The sequence below is a fragment of the Exiguobacterium sp. s145 genome (assembly GCF_018618835.1).
GTDB classification, from domain to species: domain Bacteria; phylum Bacillota; class Bacilli; order Exiguobacteriales; family Exiguobacteriaceae; genus Exiguobacterium_A; species Exiguobacterium_A artemiae.
Genome location: NZ_JACSMV010000002.1, coordinates 268,756 through 290,494 on the forward strand (window position 1 = coordinate 268,756; position 21,739 = coordinate 290,494).

Below are 21,739 nucleotides of genomic sequence, written 5' to 3' on the forward strand. Positions count from 1 at the left end.
CCCTTCTCTTTTGACACGCCGATTCTATTGATGTGCTGATCCAAACAGACTAAAAAAACGGCATCGTCCCATCGGATTCTTCGCTGACTTCAAATGGAATGATTTTTCCGATCGTGACATAGGAGTAGTAGCGGACGAGAACGGCACGCCAACGTTTCGCATCAATCCCGGTCAAATCTTCTCCGAGCGGTGATCCGTCAAACGTCTCGAACTGTTGGCAGAAGAATGCTTCCTCTGCCTCGTTCCACGTCACGGCTTCTCCGATAAAACCGGTGGAAAACCGTACAAAATCAGCAATCGACGGACCGATGACTTCGGACGGCAACCGTTCACTCATCCGACCCACCAGTTCATATCGATCCCGTTCCGCCTGATCGGCCGCTTCAAGTGAGTGGCACAATAAGACTTCCCGGTTGATTTCAACCAAAACGACATAATCACCTTGCGGCAAATTGACGTGTATCATCCCTACACCCCTTGAATTAAATTCATGCAGTATCTAGATGTCACTTTCTATTGATTAATTTATAATGTCCATTTTCGATCAAACATCAATTCTATCGGTTCGTTATCCTTAGACTTTAACATACGAACCCGTGTCGTATCAATTTGATCGAGTAAATCGGCATCGCCGAGCGAACGGATGACCGGGGCGTCCGACTGCTCAATCCGGGACCGGAACGGTGTCAGTAAATCCTGCTGACCGCTGGCGAGCGCGTACCAAGCGAGGCGGGCAAACGGTTCATCCTTCGCCGTCTCGAGCGCATAACTTTCAAAAATGTCTGGTAAGTAACTGGAAAACTGATCGAGGGCATCAATTCGTTCCGCCAGATCAAGCACCGTCAACCAACTCGGCAACGATAATAACGATTCACTTGACCACCAATCAATCAAATCAATATGTTCTTTAAACAATTGTTGTGCTTCATTGCGGTCGATGAAATGATGCATCGTCTGGATCAATTCGTTCCAGGCAATCGACCAGTACTCTTCCGATGGGTTGGCGGAAATGAAGAACTGGCGATAGACCGTCAACAGTTCCGATACTTCCTGAAGCTGCTCGACTTCGAGCCGTTGATTTAACCGGCTGACTGCTTTTGTGAAATAACTTGGTTCCAGCGTCAATGCCATATAGAGTAATTTTGGGACATCTTTTAATTCACCTTGATCGACCGTCTCGAATAATTCTTGAATCCATTCTGGTTGTGGGTTTGTCATACACTTTTCTCCTCTGCATAGTAAATGTATTTACTATACCCGAAAAAGAATTAATGTAATCCTTTTCCTATAAAGCGCCGATCCGTTTCGCCGTCTCTTCACTGCATAAGACGATCAGCGTCGTATTCGGAGGAATCGGTTCATTCAGCCGCCGGTTCAAATCAAGGCGCTTTCCGTCCGATAAAATCGTCACTCCGTCTTCGAGCAGGACGTGAAAGGCATCCCGAAACGTCTGCCACTCCGGTTTTGCGGAAATCGAGAACATGCCGTCCCCGTCTTTCGTCAACAGGTTAGTCACGATTTTCGAGACACCGGGATGATAGGCGGCAAGAATCGCCATCCGGGCGACGGTCTCGTCGCCGAGCAGCACTTCATCGACTTTAACCTGTTCGAAGCTGTCGAGGTGTTCCTCAAGCATCATCTCAACGATCGTATAAATGTTCGGATTCGCCCGTTCGATGCTTGCCGCGATCAATAGGGTCCGACCATCGGCAAGGGCCGGAGGAATCGAATGATCGGCGAGAATGATCGCCCGTGTCGCCTTTTTAATATTCGCCCGCTGTAATGTCGAGTCGAGCGCCGGATCACCGCTGACATAATGGAACCGTGGATGACTGAACGGTTCCCTTTCAAGATCATCGATCAAGATGACATCTGTCGTTTCCAGCAATTCGTCGATGACGTGTTTCGACCGCCGGCTGTAGCCGAAGACTAACGTATGTCCCGTCTCTTTCACTTGTAATAACCCTCTTTCCTTTTGATTGCGGATCAACTGGACCCCGTCGACGAGTTTCGAAATCAATCCGCCGACGATCCCGATCCCGAAGATGAAGACAAAAATCGTCATGAACCGTCCGAAATCCGTATTCGGGAAAAAGTCCCCGTACCCGACCGTCACGACCGTCGTCATCGTCCAGTAGACGGCGCGGAAGTACGTTCCGAACGTCTCCGGTTCTGCCAGATACATGATCAGGGCGACACCGAACACAAATAAAAACGATGCATAAGCGAGCGTCCGCATCTTCAAAAACGACATCCGCCGTAAAAACCGTAACCAGACCATACTTTTTTCACCCTTTCCGAACATTTCCTGTTTTCGTCCTGTCAATAAGGGCGAAGGAGGTGATACACATGACACAAGCTGAAGAAATCAAAACCAGTTTAGTCGTCGTCTTCGAACGAAACGACAAGGTGACACCAAACGGGGACGCGGTCCTCGCCCGTCGCCGCTTTAACGGTTTGCGGTCGGATCTCGAACCGCAAGTCGTCGCATCGATTGGTCAAGCCATCGGCAAAATGCTTGCCGGTTCGTACACGCACACGGAAATCAGCCGTGATTTCGCTTTACTTAACGCTTAATCCGTTTGACTCATCTAAAAGGAGGAATTAGATGGAACACACGATTGTTTTGACATTCGATACGTTACTCAAAAAGCCGTACCGCTTGCGTCTCGCGGGAGCGAAACCCGATACGTCGGTCGCCGAAATCAAGGCACTCGGGCAACTGATGGTCGACCACGATCCGTTTCATGATGGGCTCGTCAAGTTGAGCCAGGCCGAGCTGCAAAATAGTTCGGAATCTGCCTACATCATTTAAGCGGAGAAAAACTCATCGTCATCATCACCAATAAAGGTGATGGTGACTTTTTTTTGGTATACTAGAATCATCAAGCAACTGGAAAGGAAGTCAATTTATGGCCAAACGCCCTCTTACGCCCCGCGAATGTGAACTCGTCGTCAGCAGCCTCTACGTGATGGAGCTGATTCCATTCGAAGGAATCATGGAACGACTCGAATCAATCACATTGCGAGACATCATCGGACCGGTCGCTGCCGGCGAGATGTCACGGGAGCAGGCTGCCGACGCGCTCGATCAATACATCAAAGTGCGTCGCCGCCGTTTCCGCAACGTCCCTCCGGAACACCTCTGGTCGCTCGACGACCGGATGGAACAGGAAGCTTTACGGATGATCCGCAAACGGGCGCCGTTGACGGCCGGTGAAAAACTGCAGCCAAAAGCCATCCCGTTCGAGATGGGCGATACGGTGGAAATGACGGTGACGGAAGTCCAGGAACGTAACGGAAAAGTCAACGTCATCGGCAAGGTCGGCCAAGTGACGGCGAAACTGCCCGTCGCCAACCGGCAAGCGGTCAAAAGCAGTAAGACGATGTCCGCCTGGATCACCGGAATCGAAAAGAAACCGGCCTTGATCCACCTGTCGACGTCCGATTACGGGAAACACGAACCGTCCGCTGACGTCAAAGAAGCTTATGTTACGGCCATCGCTTCGCTTCGCCAGTACTTCGAGACGATGACGGTCCCGTCGACGGAAGAAGTCGATCTCGCGAAGTCACTCTTCCAACGGATGATCCGTCGTGATCAAAACGACTGGTTCACCGTCTACGTCGCAATGGGTCGTCCGCAACTCGATCACGTCCGGCGCTGGGTCAAAGTCATCCAGATGCTCGGTAAATCGTTACGCGGTGACGAGGAAGCAACACGTTTGCTCGCCTCACAGGAAGACCGGTTCTTCAAGGATGCCTTGCTCCGGGCATGTCGGGCGGCTGAAAAAAGCTTCTCGAACCCTATGTAAGGCATTCGACTACGAGGAAGTCTTTTCCTCGTTTGTTTTAAAATCATTTTTCAATGACGGTCCCCCATCTGGTTCGGCGATGAAGGGGATCGTTTTGCTGTTCACAGAAAAAAAGACCGCCGGCGTCGGCCGGCGGTCTAACGAATTATGCGATATCAACTGTTGATTCTAATGCCCGGCAGGTCCGGCGCACGGTCGGAAGGAAATCCGTCCGTTTGGCGACTCCGCCTTCAATCAAAAAGTGCTGGACGCCTTTCGTGCGTTGAATGGCCGTCAAGACAGTGACCAGTTCGACGAACCAGTTCGAGATCAGTTCGACGACCTGTTCATCAAATGCTGCTGCTCCATACACATCATACCCGTTCTCGCAGAGATGGTTCGGGAAACGTTCCTTGAACCGAAAAATCAGTGTAGCCGTTGTCGGAATGTAAAAGTGATCGAAGATGATCCGTTGTTCTTGATCTGTTTCTTTCTCCGTCAGTCCATCCATCATCAACTTCGGTTGACTCCCGATATCCAGAGTCCAACTTGTTTTCTTTCGTTCGCCAGTGGAAGTGATCGTTCGCATGGTTTCGTCCATCTCCTTTGATGTGTAAGCGTTTACCTCTTCATTTTACAAGCCAATCGACGATTCCTGCAACCGTCAAAATCTTAAAAATGAACGATGACTTCATCTGACATTCAGTCTATCAAATTTCGCTTGTTTTGACGATGTCAGTAATTAACAACCTCATTCCCATTTAGCTGTTTTTTAAATCCACTCTGCTCTTGTTTCATGTTAAAAACCGGACACGATCCATCAATCTTTGAAGAAGGTGTGACCGCTCTCACCGTTGCACGGGAACAGACTTTGCAAAAAAACTATTAGCGCCTTGCGAAATATGATACCATTCAGTGGAATCACAGAAAGAGGAGAGAACAATATGCGAAAAGTTTTTCGATTAAGCATCTTGTTCGTACTGATCGTCCTCATCGGTAGTAGCATCATCTACTGGCAAAACCGGGAACGCGTCCAAAATGAGCTGTATCGTACCTATTATGGACAGTACGGTGTCCCAGCCGAGAATATCGACATCTACGAACAAGCCGGTGACCGCTACGAGGTCGATTGGAAGTTACTTGCCGCAATCCATCGCGTCGAGACCATCTTCTCAAAATCGTCCGCGATGCAGTCTTCCGTCGGCGCACTCGGCCCTTTCCAGTTCATGCCGAAAACATGGGTCGGTTGGGGATATGAAGGCGGAACGTCACTTGGCGACATCGAGCATGACGGAATTGACTTAACCGATCCAGAAGCCATCAAACAATACGGTGGACTGGGTGTCGATGCAAACGGAGACGGCAAAGCCGATCCGACGGATTTGACGGACAGCGCGCATACGGCCGCAAAGTACCTCAATCAGCACGACGTCACGAAAAATTCTGACCGAGGAACGCTTGAATCTGCCCTGTTTGAATACAATCGCAGTGAACAGTATGTCATTGACGTCCTCAACCAATACGATGCCTATCAACAAAAAATCGAATTGATTGATGCGAACGATCTCGATTTCAAGAAACAGACACTTGCCCAACTCCTTCGCATCAGCTTACGTTTGACCAACTAAAAGGAGGCACTACCATGACACAACCCGATCGTTCGTCATTGACGATTGAGGAATCGTCAATCCGCGTCCAGACGACGTTTGACGAAGCAAAAACAAAACGTTATCTCCGGAGCTACATCTTTGATGATGTGACGGACGGCGCGCACGTAGCCGCCCTAATTTACACACCGCGGACGACGGATGCCTTTTTATCCGGCACGACAACGCAGCGTGCGTATAATTTGATGAAGAAGCACATTGAAGATCCAATCAAACAATACGATATCATCAGTCTGATGCCGGACCTGCTGGTCAGTGAAGACTTGCCGTTCGCCCAAGCCAGTTTTGACGACATCAATTACGAATTCGTCGAACAGACGTTACGCCGGGTCAAGGAAACGAACGGTGTCGTCTTGTGTGGTTGGGGTTCACCCGGCCGACTGATGCACCATTTGCCGGCTTACGAAAAGCTGTTTGACCAGTATGCCGACATTCTGTATTGTTCCGGTATCACTTCAAAAGGTGAACCGAACCATCTCCGGCTGACCGTCGATGACAGTCCGATGATTACGTATCCGGATATGAAGCTGAAAGCGAAGAAATTAAAACGTAAATGATCGTACTAAAGGTGTTCTTTCCGCAGGTTGCGGAAGAACACCTTTTTAACTTCTTTTATCTCACAATTGGAAACGAATCTTCCCATTATTCTCCCCTTTACAAATTAACAGGACGTAAACGAACAGCTCAGTCATCTATACAAAAAAGAAGCGATGGACGTGTCCACCGCTTCTTTTGAATGTTCGGAGATCTCCCTCGTCTTCATCCGACTCCTGCAGAGAAAAGCGGATGAAAAGAGAGTGAGAGCTTGCGGCACCTTACTTTGTTGTTAGAACAACATGATTTCAAGCAGACAGTCGACCAAATCTTTCTCAAGATCCAGCGCCTGCAACTGATGCATCATATTGACCGGATCCAGTCGCTGTGACAGCAAACGGTACAAGCGGTCTTTCAAGTCGTAACCGATCTCCGCCTGGTCGAGGAACGTATAGAGCCGCTCCATCCGGTTATCGTTCGTCGACATGTCGACCTGGAGCGACAGGACTTGTGTCTCTCCGATTTCGCCGAGTTCAACGGACAACGATTGGGTCTTATGGTCATAACGGCTCGGCAACACTTCTCCGTCCCGGGAGACGTGTCCTTCGTTGACACCACGCAGAATCAGTGTCACTTCGCGTTTTTCCGGCAACAGTTCCCGTTTACCGAACGGCGTTGCAATCGTCAACGTCCGGGCCGCCCAGTCGAGTTCAAATGCCGTCTCTACATTCTCCCCGTCCCGGTGTGCGACACCGACATTGTCATCTTCAAACAACGTGAACTGGTTCGAGGCGCCCGGGAAAACAAGCAGTTCGAGATGCTCCGGATTGTGGAGCGCGTTCGAATGCTCGAGGTGTTGACCGAGCGGAATGATGGCTCCGGCTTTCGCAAGGACCCCTTGATCCTCGAGCTTACGGAACAGACGCATCTGTTTTCCGCCCGTGTACCGGTGACCGGTGAAGAAATCAAACCAGTCCCCTTCCGGCAACCAGGCCGTTGTCGCTGCGACGTGCAGCTTCGGATTCATCGGCTCGACGATCGGTGTGACCATCAGTTCCGTCCCGAAATAATATTGGTTCGGAACCGCATACGCCAGTTCGTCTTCCGGATGCTCATAGTACATCGGCGAGACGAGCGGCAGACCGTCAAAGTGATTGCGGGCGTTCATCGTATAGATGTACGGGACGAGCTGATGACGAAGTCGTAAATACTTCTTCATCACCTGTTCCGACTCAACCGAGTAACGCCACGGCTCTTTCCCGTTGAAGATACTCATCGTGCTGTGGAGACGCATGATCGGGCTGAAGACGCCGTACTGGAGCCAACGCGTCGACAGTTCGTCGTCCTTCTCCCCACGCTGGTGACCGCCGATATCATGACTCCACCAGCCGTAGCCGATGTTTGAGGCCGTCGCCGTGAAGTACGGCTGGAACTTGAGCGATGCCCAGGAAATCAACGTATCGCCCGAGAAACCGACCGGATAACGGTGACTGCCGGGTCCGGCATACCGCGAGAAGATCAACGGACGGTTGCCGTCCCGCGCGATATCGAGCGCATGGTAATGATTGAGCATCCAGAGCGGATCAAGCCCCTTCATCTTCGAGTTGGCGCCCTGTTGCCAGTCAATCCACCAGAAATCGACCCCATCGGCTTCGTGCGGGTGATGCAACTTCGTGAAATAGTGTTCGATGAAATCGCGGTCCGAGAAGTCGAACGGAATCCGGTCTTCCGTATCCGGATCAACCCCCATCGCAACCGCCATCGCCTCATACGCTTCTTCGAATCCACGGACACCGTCGGCCGGGTGCAGATTGAGTGTCACCATCCGGTCGTCATCCTTTAACCATTGCAGGAACCCTTTTGGATCCGGGAACAGATCGCGGTTCCACGTGTAGCCCGTCCAGCCGCTGCCGTATTTCTCCGGAATGTCCGTCACGTGCCAGTCCATGTCGATGACGCTGACCGAAAACGGCACATCTTCCGTCTTGAAGCGGGTCATTAAATCCTTGTATTCTTTTTCGTTATAGCGCCAGTAGCGGCTCCACCAGTTCCCGAGCACTTGCCGCGGTAACATCGGTGTCGGACCGGTCAGGCGGTAAAAGTCTTTCAGCGCCTGTTTGTAGTCGTGACCGTAACCGAAGTAATAGATGTCTTGCGCTCCTTCTTGACGGGGTTCGACGAAATGATCCTCCGTCAGGACGAACGACGCGGAGTCGTCAATGGCCGCATAGCCTTGGCGGGAGATGATTCCTTCTTCGAGCGGAATCTCCCCGTCGGCATGGTCAAGTGTCCGCGCCGTTCCTTTAAGCGTCCGGAGCGGTCCGCCGTACGTGTAGCGGCTGTAATACGTACTGAAGTTTCCAAGGACGTCGATGTAGAGGGTGTTCGACGCAAACGGTCCTTTCGTATAATGCAAATGGACGTGTTCCGTGATAATTTGCAACTCCGTTTCGTCTTCGACGATCCGGTACGACGGCACTGGGAAATCACGGTACCAAACGGTTTGCGTCGGCCGATCTTCGAATTGTCCGTCCGCTGCGTACTCGAGTCGAATCAGGCGACTGGTGAGAACGGTGAAGCGGTATGTGTCGCCTTGGACAATCGCTTCCGGTCGTGCCAATGGTTTCATGTCTCGGGTATAGAAATGGGATTCGTCAATTGTGCGCATACGGGATCAGGACGCGAACGTCCTTGTCACTTCCTTCCAAAAATTAAGTGTGCAACCGATTACACTATTAGTGTATAAGAATTGTTGTTCCCGTTTCAAGTGACAGTTAATCAAAAAACGCACCAGTCCTTTGAAAATCAAGGACGGTACGCTTGTGATCATAACAATGGTGAAATCAAACGGGAGAACGATTCAAAAATCCGGAACCGCATCGGCCGTTTGACATAATCCGCCGAGGACAACTGAATCGAGACGTCGAAATCATCGATGAAATCGCGTTCGAGCCGGGCGGCACTATCGGAATCATACATAAAGGCCATCAGTTCGTAGTTCAAAACGAAGCTCCGGATATCCATGTTCGCCGTTCCGACGACGGCAATCTTTCCATCGACGAGGAACAGTTTGGCATGGATGAAGTGCCGGTTATACGTATAAATTTTGACTCCATCTTTTAACAAAGGTCCGAAATAGGACCGGGTTCCATAGTAGGAGGTAAAACTGTCTCCCTTACCCGGTGTCAGAATCCGGACGTCCAGTCCGGCACGGGCCGCAAGACGGAGCAATGTCATCGTCTCGTTATCCGGAATCAGATACGGCGTCGAAATCCAGATCGAGCGCTGGGCCGAGATGATGGCGGCAATCAACGCGTTCCGGATCGCCGGATCTTTTGACGTCGGTCCACTCGTCACGATCTGGACCGCGCCGTCGGTCTCGACATCGTATTTCGGGAAGTATTGATCGATTGCCCCTTCGCCGGCAAACGTCTCCCACGTATCACTGCCTTCTATATGGGCATAGAGCCAATCGTCGAGGAACGTTGCCTGCAGTTCCTTGACGGCCCGTCCTTCGAGCCGAAGGTGGGTATCGCGCCAAAAGCCGAACTTCTTACTTTTACCGTCATACTCGTCGCCGACGTTCAGTCCACCGGTAAAACCGATTTTGCCATCGACGACAACGATTTTCCGGTGATTGCGGAAGTTCGCCGTAAAGATGAACAACGGACTGGAGATGGGATCATAGGCGGCAATCTTTGCCCCGGCTTCCCGGAGCGGTTTCAAAAATCCTTCGCCGAGCATGTAACTGCCAAGACCGTCAAACATGAACCGGACTTCGACCCCGTCATTCAACCGGTCAATCAATGCTTCCCGGATCGCCTGTCCGGTCTCGTCGTTCCGGTAAATGTAGTATTGGATATGGACATGATGCTTGGCGGAGCGGATCATCCGGAGAATTTCCGGGAACGTCTCGTTACCGTTCGTCAGGATTTGACTGGCAGTATGGACATCAACGCCACCGCCGCCAAAGTTCCGAATCGTATTGGCCAGCTTCAGGTGATTCGGCGGCAACTCACTGACCGCGAGCGACCGGACGGGACGGATTGCCTGTTTCAGCAACATCCGTTCATCGTGCGACCGCCGGTTCCGGCGACGGCGGCGCGGATTGCGCCCGAACATCATCCAGATGATGACACCGAGAATCGGTAAGAAGATCAAAACTAAAAACCAGGCAATCGTCGACTCCGCCGTCCGGTTCTCGATGAAGATGATCATGATGACGGCCAAGGGTACGACGGTCGCGGAAATCGTCAAAACATAAAACAGGTAGCCCAATTGGTATAGTCCCCAAATGATTCCGCCTGCGACTAAAAACACGAGCGCGAACTGTAAAATCCGATTGCGCACTAGACTTCCTCCTCTGTAACGTACTCTGTTCTTCTAATTCCCTGTCTTCTCTAAAAATATAGCAAAAAAAGAAACCACAGATGTGATTTCTTGAAAAGTTGACCTATTTTGAAAAATTCAGATCGTATAGCTCGCGTCCCGGAATCGGATCACTCAGGCTGACCCAATCCGTTTCGTCCTCTTGAACGAGGCAGGTGTCGAACTCCGCTTCAAGCGTTACCTGATCGAAACCAATCCCGATCAAGACCAACTCCGTCCGGCGATCCGCGACTGACTCGAAGCGTCCGGCGTATTCCATATTCGACGCATATCCCGCCTGATGGAACTGCAAGGCGATTTCCGGGCGCGTCGCAAGGTAGACAAAACCCTTCGCGCGAACGATTTCTTCCGGCCAGGCCTCAATCAGTGCCATCAACCGTTCGGGATGAAACGGGACATCGCGCTTGTAGACGAACGAGCTGATCCCGTATTCTTCCGTTTCCGGGACGTGTTCCTCCGCGTTCAGCTCACGGATCCAGCCGGCACTTGCTGCCGCCTGTTCGAAGTCAAACAGATCAACGTCAAGAATCTCAGCCGGATCGACTTGCCCGTGGGTCGTCTCAATCAGTTTGGCGATCGGATTGAGCGCCTTTAAGTAGCTTGTGACATCATGTTTTCCCGACTCGGTCAACCGGTCGATCCTGTTCAGCAAAATGATATCCGCGAACTCGACCTGATCGACGAGGAGATCGACGACTTCCCGGACATCCGTCTCGTCGACCGCCTGTTGCCGCTCAATCAACGATTCACCGGACTCAAAGTCTTTCAGGAAACGATAGCCGTCGATGACCGTCACCATCGCATTGATTTTTGTCGTCTCCGTCAAATCGATCTGACTGTCTTCGTCAAGATATGTAAACGTCTGCGCAATCGGAATCGGTTCCGAAATCCCGCTCGATTCGATGACGATGCCGTCGATATCGCCTTGCTCGACGAGACGCCGGACTTCGAGCAATAAATCGTCCCGCAGCGTACAGCAGATGCAACCGTTCGATAGCGTCACGAATGATTCTTCCGTCCGTGAAAAGCCGCCTTGTTCAATCAACACGGCGTCGATATTGACTTCACTCATGTCGTTGACGATGATGGCCAGCTTGCGTCCTTGCCGGTTGTTCAACAGATGATTTAATACAGTTGTCTTGCCGGCACCCAGGTAGCCGGACAAGACGGTGATCGGAATCGGGTTCATACACAGTCTCCTTTTTAAATCGGAATCATTACGTTTTAAATAGTAATCGTTCCGGTTTAGCCTGTCAACTGCTGTTTTACACTATGAAAAAATTCCCGCTTCCATGACAATCCTCAAGGCGTCATGGAAACGGGATCCAGGAATCAGACTTATTTAAAAAAGGCGTTGCGGATCAAGCGGACGATTGTTGTCGCGGCCTCTTCCGAAAAACCGGCAATCGTATAATGATTCGTGTCCGTAATGACGTGAAATTCCGCGTCCGGCAAACTCGCAGCAAACCGTTCATGCGCCGCATTGATCCGCTTCGTCAGTTCCGGGTTCAGCCAGTTCTCGGGCATTCCGCCGGCCCAGTCCGATGCGGATAACACGAGGACCGGCGGCGTGATATGCTCGACGACTTCCAAGACATGCTGGTTATTCGCTTCGACTGCCTGCCACTCATCCAGCGTCCCCCGCCAGTGGTTTTTCCGTGCCATGTTCCGCCACATCGGAATGCGGTCGGCTTCCGGCAGACTCGTAAACATACGCGCGCCGAGATCATCCGGAATCAGCCAGGCGAGTGGCCGGACATGACTTAAAACATACAAAAAACGGTTCCATTCCTCCTGCGTCCGTTCGTACCAGTTCGGCAATTCGGCATCAACTTCCGGATGCGACGGGTCGAGCAGAACGATTCCTGCCGTCTCGTCCGGACGGCGGCGTCCGAGTTCAAGCGAGATGTAGGCACCGAGGGAATGCCCGATGAAGACGAACGGTCCTTTAATCCCAAGCAATGCGAGGACCCGTTCCAGTTCGTCCGCTTGTTGCGTAAACAGGCGTTTCGTTTTACCACGGGTCGACTTGCCGTACCCGAGCCGGGAGTATTCAAAGACCCGTCCCTGTTTCAGAAGTTCCCCGCGGAGCCAGCCCCATTGGTAATGACTCGACATCATTCCATGATCAAGAATGAATGTCACATTGCCCGTCCCTGTCAAACGTGTATCAAAGCGGCCGTCTGCTGTATCGACAATCCGTTCCATTATAAATCCTCTCCTATTCAAACAAATCCAGCTTGATGTCATACCCAAGCAGGTTCAAGTAATCAAATAACTGTGACCGGTGGTGGTACAAATGGACAGCTGCTTCCAGCAGCCAACCGGTCGTGCTGTCGGTGACGCCCCAGTAGGTCGTCTCCGTCGAAAAATCGGCCATAAGCCGATCTTGATAATACTGCCACGACTGGTCCAGCCGGTCGACAAGTTGCTCCGGCAGCACCGGAACGGCATAGAACTGTGCCATCTCGTCCGCTGTCGCCCCTGTTGCAATCCGCAGATCGGCTTCGAATAGGACTGCGAGATGGACCGCGACTTCATAGACGGACCGTTTGCCGGGAATCGGACGTTTATCCCAGTCTTCCGGCTGAATCAGTTGAATCAACGCACGGGTCGTCCGGACCCCGACACCAACATGCCGGTCAAGTGCCTGTTGCCAGTCCGTCATTGTGACCACCAGGCCAGTGCCCGCTGCTCCATCGTTTTGACGAAGCTGTCCTTGCCGGCAATGTAGGCGCTGATGTCTTCCGGATACTGGTGTGCCAGGCGTTCTTTGATTGTACTGTAGGCTTCGACTTCCTCCGGGTGCTGCCGCAAGTAATCCCGGAAGACAACGTGGCGCATGATTTCCGGATTGCCGTCCACATAGAGGTGAATATGGTGTGTCCGGTTGTCGCCGCCTTTTCGGTAATAGCGGCGACCCGGCATCCCGAACTCCCCTTTGGCTTCATAGCCGATCTGTTCCATCGCGGCGTCAAACGCTTCGATCCCGTCGAGTGAATCGACGACCGGCAGAATATCAAGAATCGGTTTAGCCGATAATCCCGGGACCGATGTACTGCCGATATGATGAACCGCCAGCAGACGGTCTCCGAAAATGGCTCTTAATCGATCCGCTTCCTGTTCAAATGCCTCCGGCCACGATGTTTGATATGGTGTGACGATGACTTGCCGCATGCTATCCGCTCCCCTCGTTATTAGTATGCCAGTTTTTTCCGCAAAACTAAAACGACTCCTCAGATGAGAAGCCGTTTTCCTGCCTTATTTTTTCGTGATGAAGTAACGCGATTGATCGAGACGATCAGATGCTGTATAGATGTTCATCTTGTATGACCCTGTCGCAAGACCGGTCCGCATCTTCAGGACGTAGTTATAGCTACCGGTTTTGTGATTTCAGTCAAACACCTTTGTAGTATGCGTAATCAAGTTCTTCCATTACTTTTTTAGAAAAGACTGATGAATTGTAAACAACTCGTTTCTTGTCGATGACCGGTGTCCCAACCGTAACGGTTGCTTCTTTTTTCATGAAACCAAGCTCCGAGACGACCGTCAATTTGTCACGCAGTTTGACCGGACGGACGGTAACGGCATACTTGCCGGTTTCGTCGGCTGTCGTCGTGCCAAGGACCGTCGTGCCACGTTTGACTGTGACTTTTGCTCCGGCGACCGCTTTACCGGTAACGACTTTTGCTCCCGGTTTGACAGCGCTGACGCTGACGTTAAAGTCTTTCATCGGGACGTCGAGTTTAAACTTCAGGAACGTCCCTGTCTCACCAGCGCGTTTAACACCTGTGTTCGTGATGCCTTCATACCGTTTCGTATAGTCGGCAGCAGCTTCGGCTGAATCGAAGTCCACCGTGATCGGTTTACTCGCAACGAGTGACCAGTTGTTGTCCGCTTGATAATCAACCGGCTGTTTTGCTTTGATGAAGTCCGAGATGACGTTGCGTGTTTCATAAGCCGATTTGTAGACGATTTTCTTTCCTTGACCAAGGCCCGGGAAAGTCGCACTGCCGGCTCGGTAGTTGTTGGTAGCGACGAGGAACTCCTGATTGTCCTTGATTTCCTTGCCTTGGTACTTAATGTTTTGAACGCGGCTTGCGTCTTCCTTGACGACCACCCCGTTATAGTCAAACTTCGCCGGTTTCGTGATGTCGATGTCGTATGTCAAACCATCGAGAATATCGAAGTTGTAGCTGCGGAAGTCTTTGTTCAACAAATCTGTTTTCGCATCTGTCACTTCATTGAATTGACCGGCTGACATTTCGAGCCAGTTTTTGACGTCGGCACCCGTCACTTTGACAACTTCGAGTGTGTTCGGATAGACATACAGATCGGCGACGTTTTTCAACGCGATCGGACCTTTTTTGATCAACGTATAGTCAGACGCATTGACTTGATTGCGCCCGCCTGTTTTAAACGGTGCACCTGCTGACAATAACGGAAGATCTTTATATTTCGCAAGATCCGCATTTTCTTTGAGTTGTTTCTCGACATACCATTTTTGAGCGTTCGTGACGAACTGAACCGAGTCATCATCTTGCGCGAGTGCGAAGAAGCTTTGGATATCGTCATTAATCGTACCGACTTCTTGACGAATATAAGCAAGCGTTCCTTCATGCGCTTTTTCAATCAACTTGACAGCACCGGCATCAGCCGCCGTGTCTTTTGTCACGTCTGCCAGTTTTGATCCGGCTGTATCGACGACCCATTTCTCGCCGTCCTGCTTCAATTGCAAATCAATCACGCCGACGTTTTTCCCTTGTGTGTTGGCCATGACAACCGGTTTACCGTTGATAAGACCGTTTGCTGCGTCGACGTTCGGTAAGTTATTGAACGCTAATGTTTTGTCCGGGAATTTTCCGTGCTGGTGACCGGTCATCAAGACATCGATGTCCGCGATTTTTGTCAACGCGTACCCGACGTTTTCATCGCCGTCTTTTTGATCCGCTGTATCACCGATTCCTGTGTGCGCAAGTGCGACGACGACGTCGGCACCGGCATCTTTTAATTTTTTCGCCGTTGCTTTAGCAACCGGTACGATATCTTCCGCTGTCACTTTTCCTGTCAGATTGCCGGCATCCCACGCCATGATTTGTGGTGTGACGACTCCGAAGACACCGACTTTGACCGTTTTCATCTGACCGTTTTGGTCTTTGACTTGACGTTCGATGATTTGATAATCCTTCCCGTCCGTGTTGAACTCGGACACGATCGGTTTTTTCGTAACAGCATCGAGGACATTCGAGTTGACGAATTTGATTTCACCGCTTGATGCTTTCATCGCTGACTTCAGGAAGTCGAGTCCGAAGTTGAACTCGTGGTTCCCGAGTGTGACGGCGTCATAACCGATGTATTCCATTAATTCGTACATCGGGTGTTTCCCTTCGTTGCCTTTGTCGTATTGATTTTTGACGTAATCGCCAAATGGTGTCCCTTGTAATGTATCGCCATTGTCGAATACAAAGCTGTTGGCTTCGCCGACGACGTTTTGTTCCTGTTTGATGACGGTTGCGGCTTTGACAAGACCAATCGTCTCATCCTGCGCATCCTTGAAGTAATCGTAGTTCATCGAGTTTGTATGTAAATCAGTAGTCTCTAAAAAACGGAGCTTGACGACGCTGTTGTCGGCAGCGAGTGTCTTGACTTGAATGACGGGTGCAAGCATCGGTGCGATCAACGTGCTGGCAATAACGATTTTTGTGACTTGTTTCATCTGATTTCCCCCTAAATAGAAATGACTGCTCAACTAATTTAACACGCTTTCATTGTAGCTTATAGCGACTTTGTATAGGTCGGACATCCGTCTTATTTAACCTTCTTAACTAATTTCAAATACTGGTTTAATAATCTTCAAACAGCCTTTACATGTTAAATCAAAAACGCCGGCCTTCCCTCTCAGGTCGACCGGCGTCATTGGTTATACAGTTGGTTTTCGTTTGATGACAAATCCGATCAATCCGGCAATCAATGCCATCCCCGCAGCATAAAGCGGCGTCAGTCCGGCCGGTTGCTGGGAAAACTGCAACAAGGCTTCGTTACGCCAAGCGACCGTAAAGTCCGCCGTCGTCGCTTGAGCAACCAGGAAACTGGTGACTCCGACAAGGACCGCAAAAACAATCGGATCGAGAATCGTCTTGAACGCCCGGATACTGACAAGCAGATAGAGAATGAACGGTATCAGGATCAGGACCCAGTACGCACTCTCCGAGTCAATCGGCTCCGGCGTGACACCCGCCGATTCGGCATCAAGTGCTTGAATCGTCTGCCTTGCGATACCGTAATCGACCGGATCGAGATTCAGCTGAGTATCCGATAAATCGGGCCGCTCTCCGCCAAGAATCGTCAACAGTTGCTCCGTCACCCGGTCGGTATCAACTTCTGCCAGGACATCCTCAATCGATTGATTTAACTTTCCGGTCGAGGTCTCCCCGTTCAGCATCGTCACCGGTACATCAACATCTGCTCCAAGAAGATTTGCTTTGTAGGCAACCTGTCCGCCGTGCAACAAGTCGTACATGCCGCCGCTGCCGGCATCGAGACTGGCGACCGTCAAGGCCGTCCGAAGGGCCGAATCGCCGTCATACTGTGTTTCATCCGTAACGACGAGATACAGCTGGAGACAACTCGCAAACATCAGGACAAGCAGGCTCCCCCGGGCGGCCGCTGACAAACCGGATAACCCTTGCGGATAAAGTGCCAGATAACTTAACGCAATCATGATGGCGAGCGCAAGCAACCCTTGTGTCAACACACCGTCTTGGAACGATAAAAAGGAAATCGAGTCACTGCGCTGAACGAGCATGAACCAACCGATCCAAGCCGTCACTAAAAAACTGACGGACCGGACTGTCCAGCCGAGCCGGTTTGCTTTAATCCGCATTAGTAAAAAGAGAATAAAAACAAATACGATACCGAATACAGACAGCAAAAGGGAACCATATGTCACGTCGAAGGTCAGCGGTGACAAGACTTGATTCAAATCAATCCCAAAGATCGACAGGACATCTCCGGCCGAACTGGCTCCGAGTAATTGGTTGATGATTGCTTCCCGGACGGCAGACGGCATCGTCACGTCGAGTCCGCCGACGAACAGCAGCATTAACGTCACCGTCACATCATTACTGCCCCAGGTGACACCCGCATCCTGCATTTGCTTCACGAGTGACTGATAATCACTGGAGGACTCGATTTGTCCGGTCACGACTGTCATCAGACCAAATAAGACGGCAAAGAAAATCAGACCAAACCCGATTCCGAGTACGAAATCCAAAATCGAAAAACGCCTGTTGCGCCGCTCTTGTCGTTGCTCCATTGTCATTCCCTCCTTTTCCTTTGTTTGATTATTCCTGTTCTGCCTCATTCAGAAACGCCAGTCGCCTTATTTTTACGACGATTGGTCATTTCTGTACGCTATACTTTAATTATAACCAATTATGGATGGAAGAGGGATTTCAATTCCACGAGTAGGAATGACGTGACGACAACAGAAAACGCTTCAACACTATTTAAGACTATCAGCAGACGATTCAAGCTCGGGGAGTTACTGACGGAACCGGATCCTCTGTCCGGTGGTCTGTTGCACAAGATGTTTCTTCTTCAAACGACGACCGGGACGTATGCAATAAAGTTACTGAATCCGATCATCCTCTCTCGTCCGACTGCACGGCAAAAATTCATTGATTCGGAACGGATTGTCACAGCTTTAGCTGGAGAAGTCTCTGCCTTGCCCGCCCTCACGATCAATGGATCCGCCTTACACCAAATCGGTACACAATATTATCTCGTCTTCCAATGGGTGGACGGGTGGACGTTGCCGATTCACCAAGTCACACCAAACCACGCTGAACTGATCGGTGAACAATTGGCGCAGATTCATACTGCGGACCTGTCCTCGTTGCCGATTCAACAAACCCTTGCACCATCAGAGTCTCCGGTTTCATGGGACATATTCGCAGAAAAAATCCGGCAACAAGGACTCACAGTGCTAGAACCTTACTTGTCGGATTTAAAACGAATCAAGCGTTGGGACAACGAGGCGTCTTCTGCCCTAAAACAATGGCGGGGAACTTCTGTCCTCAGTCACCGCGATTTGGATGCCAAAAACGTGTTGTGGAAGTCCGGCGCACCGATTCTCATCGACTGGGAATCGGCCGGTCCGATTCATCCGATGCATGATTTTTTAGAAACGGCCCTCTATTGGTCGCTCGATGAGCAAAATCGTGTGCGACGAGACCATTTTAAAGCCTTCTTCAAGGGGTATCATGCGGCAGGCGGTCGACTCAACTATTCTCTTGAGCCCGCTCTATCCGCTGGATATGCGAGTAAACTCGGATGGCTTGCCTATAGTCTGTCCAAATCTCTTCACCTTGAACCCGTAACTGAAAAGGAGCAACAAGTTGCCGTTCAGCAGGTGCTTGAGACGTTAAAAGCGCTCAAAGACTACGAAGCGCTGTGTCCGGTGATTAAAAAGTGGTGGCATGACAGTCAAAAGAACACGACGAGTACTGTTTAGTAAGGCTCGTTTGCGAATCGATCAGTGAAGGCGACAATCGGATCTAGACCGGTGAATTCCTGACTTACGAAGATCCGGACTTCGAACGACTCCCGTTCTCCTTCGATAAGTGGCTTGATTATCTGATTGTTGCGCAAGGGACGATGTATGGGGACTGGTTTCGGTAATACTGTTTAACGATTCAAATTTGTTTTTGTAATACGCGGTTTAAAGAGAAGGAATCGCAGGTTTCCCGCAAACTTTCGCAACAATCGATAAAACTCATGTGTTTCTACGGCCGTCCCGTTCAAGAGTACTTCATATTTTGCCCATCGGTCTTCATACACCAGACCGGAATCTCGATAGCCGTTCCGCACATAGAACCTTTTCCGTGTCACCCGCTGTTGATAATTTTCAGCACTCTCATCCAGATTCTCGATGTTTAATATTATACGATTTCCCGGCCGGTGTTCTTCAATCTTCTTTAAGAGTTGACTCCCGTATCCGCTTGATCTTGCCTGACCGTCAACAGCAACATACAAAACGTAGGTTAAATCTTGATGCGTGATCAAATAGGTAAAACCAACAAAAATGTTTTGATCATACAGCGCCCAAAAATCCACAGAGCGCTTGTTGGCTTTTCTTAACAATATGTTCATCGGCATCCGTTCATGATCCGGGAATGCTTCCAGGTATAATTGATTTACCCGGTCGATATCCCGATGGTCTTTCGTCAAGTGTTCTGTTTCCAAAAACATGTTCACTACTCCTTTGATAAAAAGAAAACTCAATCCGGTCGAAGAACAAAAGTCTTCCCCGACCACATTGAGTTTTTTAGTTGTTTTTTGAATTTCGTTTTTTGCATGACGTGCGTACTATGTCCCATTCATCGCAGAGACAAAAGTCGGTAAAGAAGAATCGTCAACAGCACGATGATTCCAAGCAGTACATACATGACGGTATATCCAATAACCGGCAACATCAAGCCGAGTAAAACCGGACCGAGTCCATTTCCGATATCAAAAAAGATAAGAAACGTCGCTGTTGCACGGGCTTTTCCTTCGCGCGCGACAGCTTTCACAGCCATCGTCTGGCTGATCGAAGAGAGATTCCCGAATCCGAGTCCAATCAACAGGCTGGCGAATAAAAAGACAACGGCATCAGTCGCATTACTCAGTAAAAACAGCCCGACAGCAAACAGGAGAAAGGCAGGATACATGACGACGTCGGGTCCGCGCTGATCCATCAAACGTCCCGTAACAGGACGTGAAACCAAAACCGTCAACGTGTAGACGATAAAGAAATAACTGGCAGCCGTGATTAGATTACGCTCGATGGCAAATAAACTGATATACGAGAGGATACTGGAAAAACAAAAAGTCATCACTAAAATAATCAAGCTGATGGGTAATGCTTTTCGTTCAAACACATGCATCCACTTCAAATCCGAAGTCGGCGTATTCGTTTTCTTCGATGGAACCGAAAGGAACCATCCACACACCACATTCAGGACCGCCAACAGCAAACAGAATATAAAGATTGTCGTAAACCCTGTCCGGGGCATCAAAAAAAGTCCAACGAACGGACCGATTCCGGTAGCCAACGCTGTACTTACAGCAAAGTAGCCGATGCCCTCTCCGCTTCTTTCTTCCGGAATTGTCAAGACAACGATCGTTCCGATGATAGTTGTTGCAATACCCATCGCAAAACCGTTTAACAAACGGGTTAAAGCAAAAAAGGCAAATCCAAAATCCAAAATGTAGAGAGCCATCGTCAGGGCAAAGAACAGTAATCCAAAGCGTAACAAGGACTGACCGTTCACTTTCGACAAAAGCACCCCTGTCACGAGACGCCCCACCAACGCACCGATGATAAAAATACCTGCGACTACCCCCGCCTGACCAGTCGTCGTACCCAATTCATCAAGGGCATACAGTGTGATGATGGAGTTGAGCAACAGATACATAAAAATCAAGAAAAAGTTGATACTTGATAACATCACGAATTTTTTTGTCCATAAAGACCGTTTCTCTATCTGCTTCAAGATGAGTGCCTCCAAAAATCACGGCAACTCCAGTTAAACTTAAAACACAAAACGCTCGCCATCTTCCGGCACGATCAGTTGAGAAGAAAAGTGATGTTCAACAGCAAACATTCTTAAATCTGTCCGAGACAATGCCCAGTGATTCACAGCTTCCATATGCACGGATAAAATCATAGCCGCTGGAGCTGCCTGATGGACAGCTAAGACGTCTTCCGCTCCCATCACCAGTGATCCACCTTCAACAAACTGGTTATCGCCTGCGTTGACGACGATGACTTCCGGTTGATGCTGCTTGATCACTTTCTCCACTTCTTCATACCAGACCGTATCGCCAGCGATATATACTGTTTTTTCGTCCTCATGTTTAAAGACGACTCCGCACACCGAACCGGCGATTTCCAAAATGGGTCCTCTGCCATGTTCACCTTTTGTTTGAATCAACTGAATTCCTTCAAAAACGGTATCTTCTTGTAACACTTCGACGTTTTGGAATCCGCTGTTTCTGATTTCTTGGGCATCCTGTTCATTCTGAGTGAACAAAGGCATGTCTTTTGATAGTACTTCTTTCGCCACGTCGTCCCAATGATCGAGGTGCAAATGTGTGACAATGACCGCATCTGCATCAATAATAGAATCAAGTGAAACCGGCAAGTCGTTTAACGGATTTTTTTGATCTTGTCGTGCCGAATTCGGAAATGCCGGATAGGCTCCCTTATTTGCTAAAAACGGGTCAACCAAAAATGTTTTGCCGGCATAGTCTACTTTTAACGTTGCATTGCGGATATGTTGGATGTTCATGTGTACCACTCCCTTTCGTTGT

General features: G+C 50.0%; 21 protein-coding genes. 6 read left to right on the forward strand and 15 right to left on the reverse strand.

The window, feature by feature from the left end; all coding sequences use genetic code 11:
- Positions 1-49 precede the first annotated feature (49 nt).
- The 3 genes from KNQ07_RS04475 to KNQ07_RS04485 form a co-directional block, all read right to left on the reverse strand.
- Positions 50-466, reverse strand: coding sequence for a hypothetical protein (locus KNQ07_RS04475; protein WP_214764997.1), 417 nt, complete (start codon positions 464-466; stop codon positions 50-52).
- A 59-nt stretch (positions 467-525) separates the two neighbouring features.
- Positions 526-1,218, reverse strand: coding sequence for a hypothetical protein (locus tag KNQ07_RS04480; protein WP_214764998.1), 693 nt, complete (start codon positions 1,216-1,218; stop codon positions 526-528).
- Between the two features lie 67 nt (positions 1,219-1,285).
- Positions 1,286-2,281 (reverse strand): potassium channel family protein, encoded by a 996-nt coding sequence (locus KNQ07_RS04485; protein ID WP_251139460.1) that lies wholly within the window; start codon positions 2,279-2,281, stop codon positions 1,286-1,288.
- Between the two features lie 68 nt (positions 2,282-2,349).
- Between KNQ07_RS04485 and KNQ07_RS04490 the strand changes: the two genes are divergently transcribed.
- The 3 genes from KNQ07_RS04490 (at position 2,350) to KNQ07_RS04500 (ending at position 3,812) form a co-directional block, all read left to right on the forward strand.
- Positions 2,350-2,577, forward strand: coding sequence for a DUF1659 domain-containing protein (locus tag KNQ07_RS04490; protein WP_012370146.1), 228 nt, complete (start codon positions 2,350-2,352; stop codon positions 2,575-2,577).
- Between the two features lie 31 nt (positions 2,578-2,608).
- Positions 2,609-2,815, forward strand: coding sequence for a DUF2922 family protein (locus KNQ07_RS04495; protein WP_214765000.1), 207 nt, complete (start codon positions 2,609-2,611; stop codon positions 2,813-2,815).
- A 97-nt stretch (positions 2,816-2,912) separates the two neighbouring features.
- Positions 2,913-3,812 (forward strand): hypothetical protein, encoded by a 900-nt coding sequence (locus tag KNQ07_RS04500; protein WP_214765001.1) that lies wholly within the window; start codon positions 2,913-2,915, stop codon positions 3,810-3,812.
- A gap of 145 nt (positions 3,813-3,957) precedes the next feature.
- Here KNQ07_RS04500 and KNQ07_RS04505 read toward each other — a convergent pair whose 3' ends face one another.
- The gene (locus KNQ07_RS04505; RefSeq protein WP_214765002.1) at positions 3,958-4,380 is read right to left on the reverse strand and encodes a hypothetical protein; all 423 of its coding nucleotides are present in this window, start codon (positions 4,378-4,380) and stop codon (positions 3,958-3,960) included.
- A 355-nt stretch (positions 4,381-4,735) separates the two neighbouring features.
- On the opposite strand from KNQ07_RS04505, the gene KNQ07_RS04510 reads away from it, so the two are divergent.
- Positions 4,736-5,419 (forward strand): lytic transglycosylase domain-containing protein, encoded by a 684-nt coding sequence (locus tag KNQ07_RS04510; RefSeq protein WP_214765003.1) that lies wholly within the window; start codon positions 4,736-4,738, stop codon positions 5,417-5,419.
- 14 nt (positions 5,420-5,433) lie between these two features.
- Positions 5,434-6,015: a DUF1643 domain-containing protein gene (locus tag KNQ07_RS04515; RefSeq protein ID WP_114596065.1), complete on the forward strand. Its 582-nt coding sequence runs from the start codon at positions 5,434-5,436 to the stop codon at positions 6,013-6,015.
- 269 nt (positions 6,016-6,284) lie between these two features.
- Here the strand turns inward: KNQ07_RS04515 and KNQ07_RS04520 are convergent, their stop codons facing one another.
- The 8 genes from KNQ07_RS04520 to KNQ07_RS04555 all read right to left on the reverse strand — a co-directional run bounded on the left by KNQ07_RS04520 (position 6,285) and on the right by KNQ07_RS04555 (position 17,696).
- Positions 6,285-8,621: a glycoside hydrolase family 31 protein gene (locus KNQ07_RS04520; protein ID WP_251139461.1), complete on the reverse strand. Its 2,337-nt coding sequence runs from the start codon at positions 8,619-8,621 to the stop codon at positions 6,285-6,287.
- A gap of 197 nt (positions 8,622-8,818) precedes the next feature.
- Entirely contained in the window at positions 8,819-10,342 is a 1,524-nt protein-coding gene (locus KNQ07_RS04525) for a cardiolipin synthase (protein ID WP_214765005.1), read from the reverse strand.
- Between the two features lie 103 nt (positions 10,343-10,445).
- On the reverse strand, positions 10,446-11,570 hold the full coding sequence (locus tag KNQ07_RS04530) for a GTP-binding protein (protein WP_214765006.1): 1,125 nt from the start codon (positions 11,568-11,570) through the stop codon (positions 10,446-10,448).
- A 149-nt stretch (positions 11,571-11,719) separates the two neighbouring features.
- The gene (locus KNQ07_RS04535) at positions 11,720-12,589 is read right to left on the reverse strand and encodes an alpha/beta fold hydrolase (RefSeq protein WP_214765007.1); all 870 of its coding nucleotides are present in this window, start codon (positions 12,587-12,589) and stop codon (positions 11,720-11,722) included.
- Between the two features lie 13 nt (positions 12,590-12,602).
- A complete protein-coding gene (locus tag KNQ07_RS04540) occupies positions 12,603-13,049 on the reverse strand; it encodes a DinB family protein (RefSeq protein ID WP_214765147.1) in 447 nt (148 codons plus the stop codon).
- Positions 13,046-13,558, reverse strand: a complete 513-nt coding sequence (locus KNQ07_RS04545) for a GrpB family protein (protein ID WP_214765008.1) — start codon at positions 13,556-13,558, stop codon at positions 13,046-13,048. Before KNQ07_RS04545 ends, KNQ07_RS04540 begins: the two co-directional genes overlap by 4 nt.
- Before the next feature lie 220 nt (positions 13,559-13,778).
- The gene (locus KNQ07_RS04550; protein WP_251139462.1) at positions 13,779-16,097 is read right to left on the reverse strand and encodes a bifunctional 2',3'-cyclic-nucleotide 2'-phosphodiesterase/3'-nucleotidase; all 2,319 of its coding nucleotides are present in this window, start codon (positions 16,095-16,097) and stop codon (positions 13,779-13,781) included.
- Positions 16,098-16,301: 204 nt separating this feature from the next.
- Positions 16,302-17,696 (reverse strand): hypothetical protein, encoded by a 1,395-nt coding sequence (locus KNQ07_RS04555; RefSeq protein WP_214765009.1) that lies wholly within the window; start codon positions 17,694-17,696, stop codon positions 16,302-16,304.
- Positions 17,697-17,858: 162 nt separating this feature from the next.
- On the opposite strand from KNQ07_RS04555, the gene KNQ07_RS04560 reads away from it, so the two are divergent.
- Complete coding sequence (locus tag KNQ07_RS04560) at positions 17,859-18,896, forward strand: phosphotransferase (protein ID WP_214765010.1); 1,038 nt, start codon at positions 17,859-17,861, stop codon at positions 18,894-18,896.
- A gap of 173 nt (positions 18,897-19,069) precedes the next feature.
- Here the strand turns inward: KNQ07_RS04560 and KNQ07_RS04565 are convergent, their stop codons facing one another.
- From KNQ07_RS04565 to KNQ07_RS04575, 3 genes are all read right to left on the reverse strand, one after another.
- On the reverse strand, positions 19,070-19,633 hold the full coding sequence (locus KNQ07_RS04565) for a GNAT family N-acetyltransferase (protein WP_214765011.1): 564 nt from the start codon (positions 19,631-19,633) through the stop codon (positions 19,070-19,072).
- A gap of 128 nt (positions 19,634-19,761) precedes the next feature.
- Complete coding sequence (locus tag KNQ07_RS04570; protein WP_214765012.1) at positions 19,762-20,919, reverse strand: MFS transporter; 1,158 nt, start codon at positions 20,917-20,919, stop codon at positions 19,762-19,764.
- Positions 20,920-20,958: 39 nt separating this feature from the next.
- On the reverse strand, positions 20,959-21,717 hold the full coding sequence (locus tag KNQ07_RS04575) for an MBL fold metallo-hydrolase (protein WP_214765013.1): 759 nt from the start codon (positions 21,715-21,717) through the stop codon (positions 20,959-20,961).
- Between the last annotated feature and the right edge of the window lie 22 nt (positions 21,718-21,739).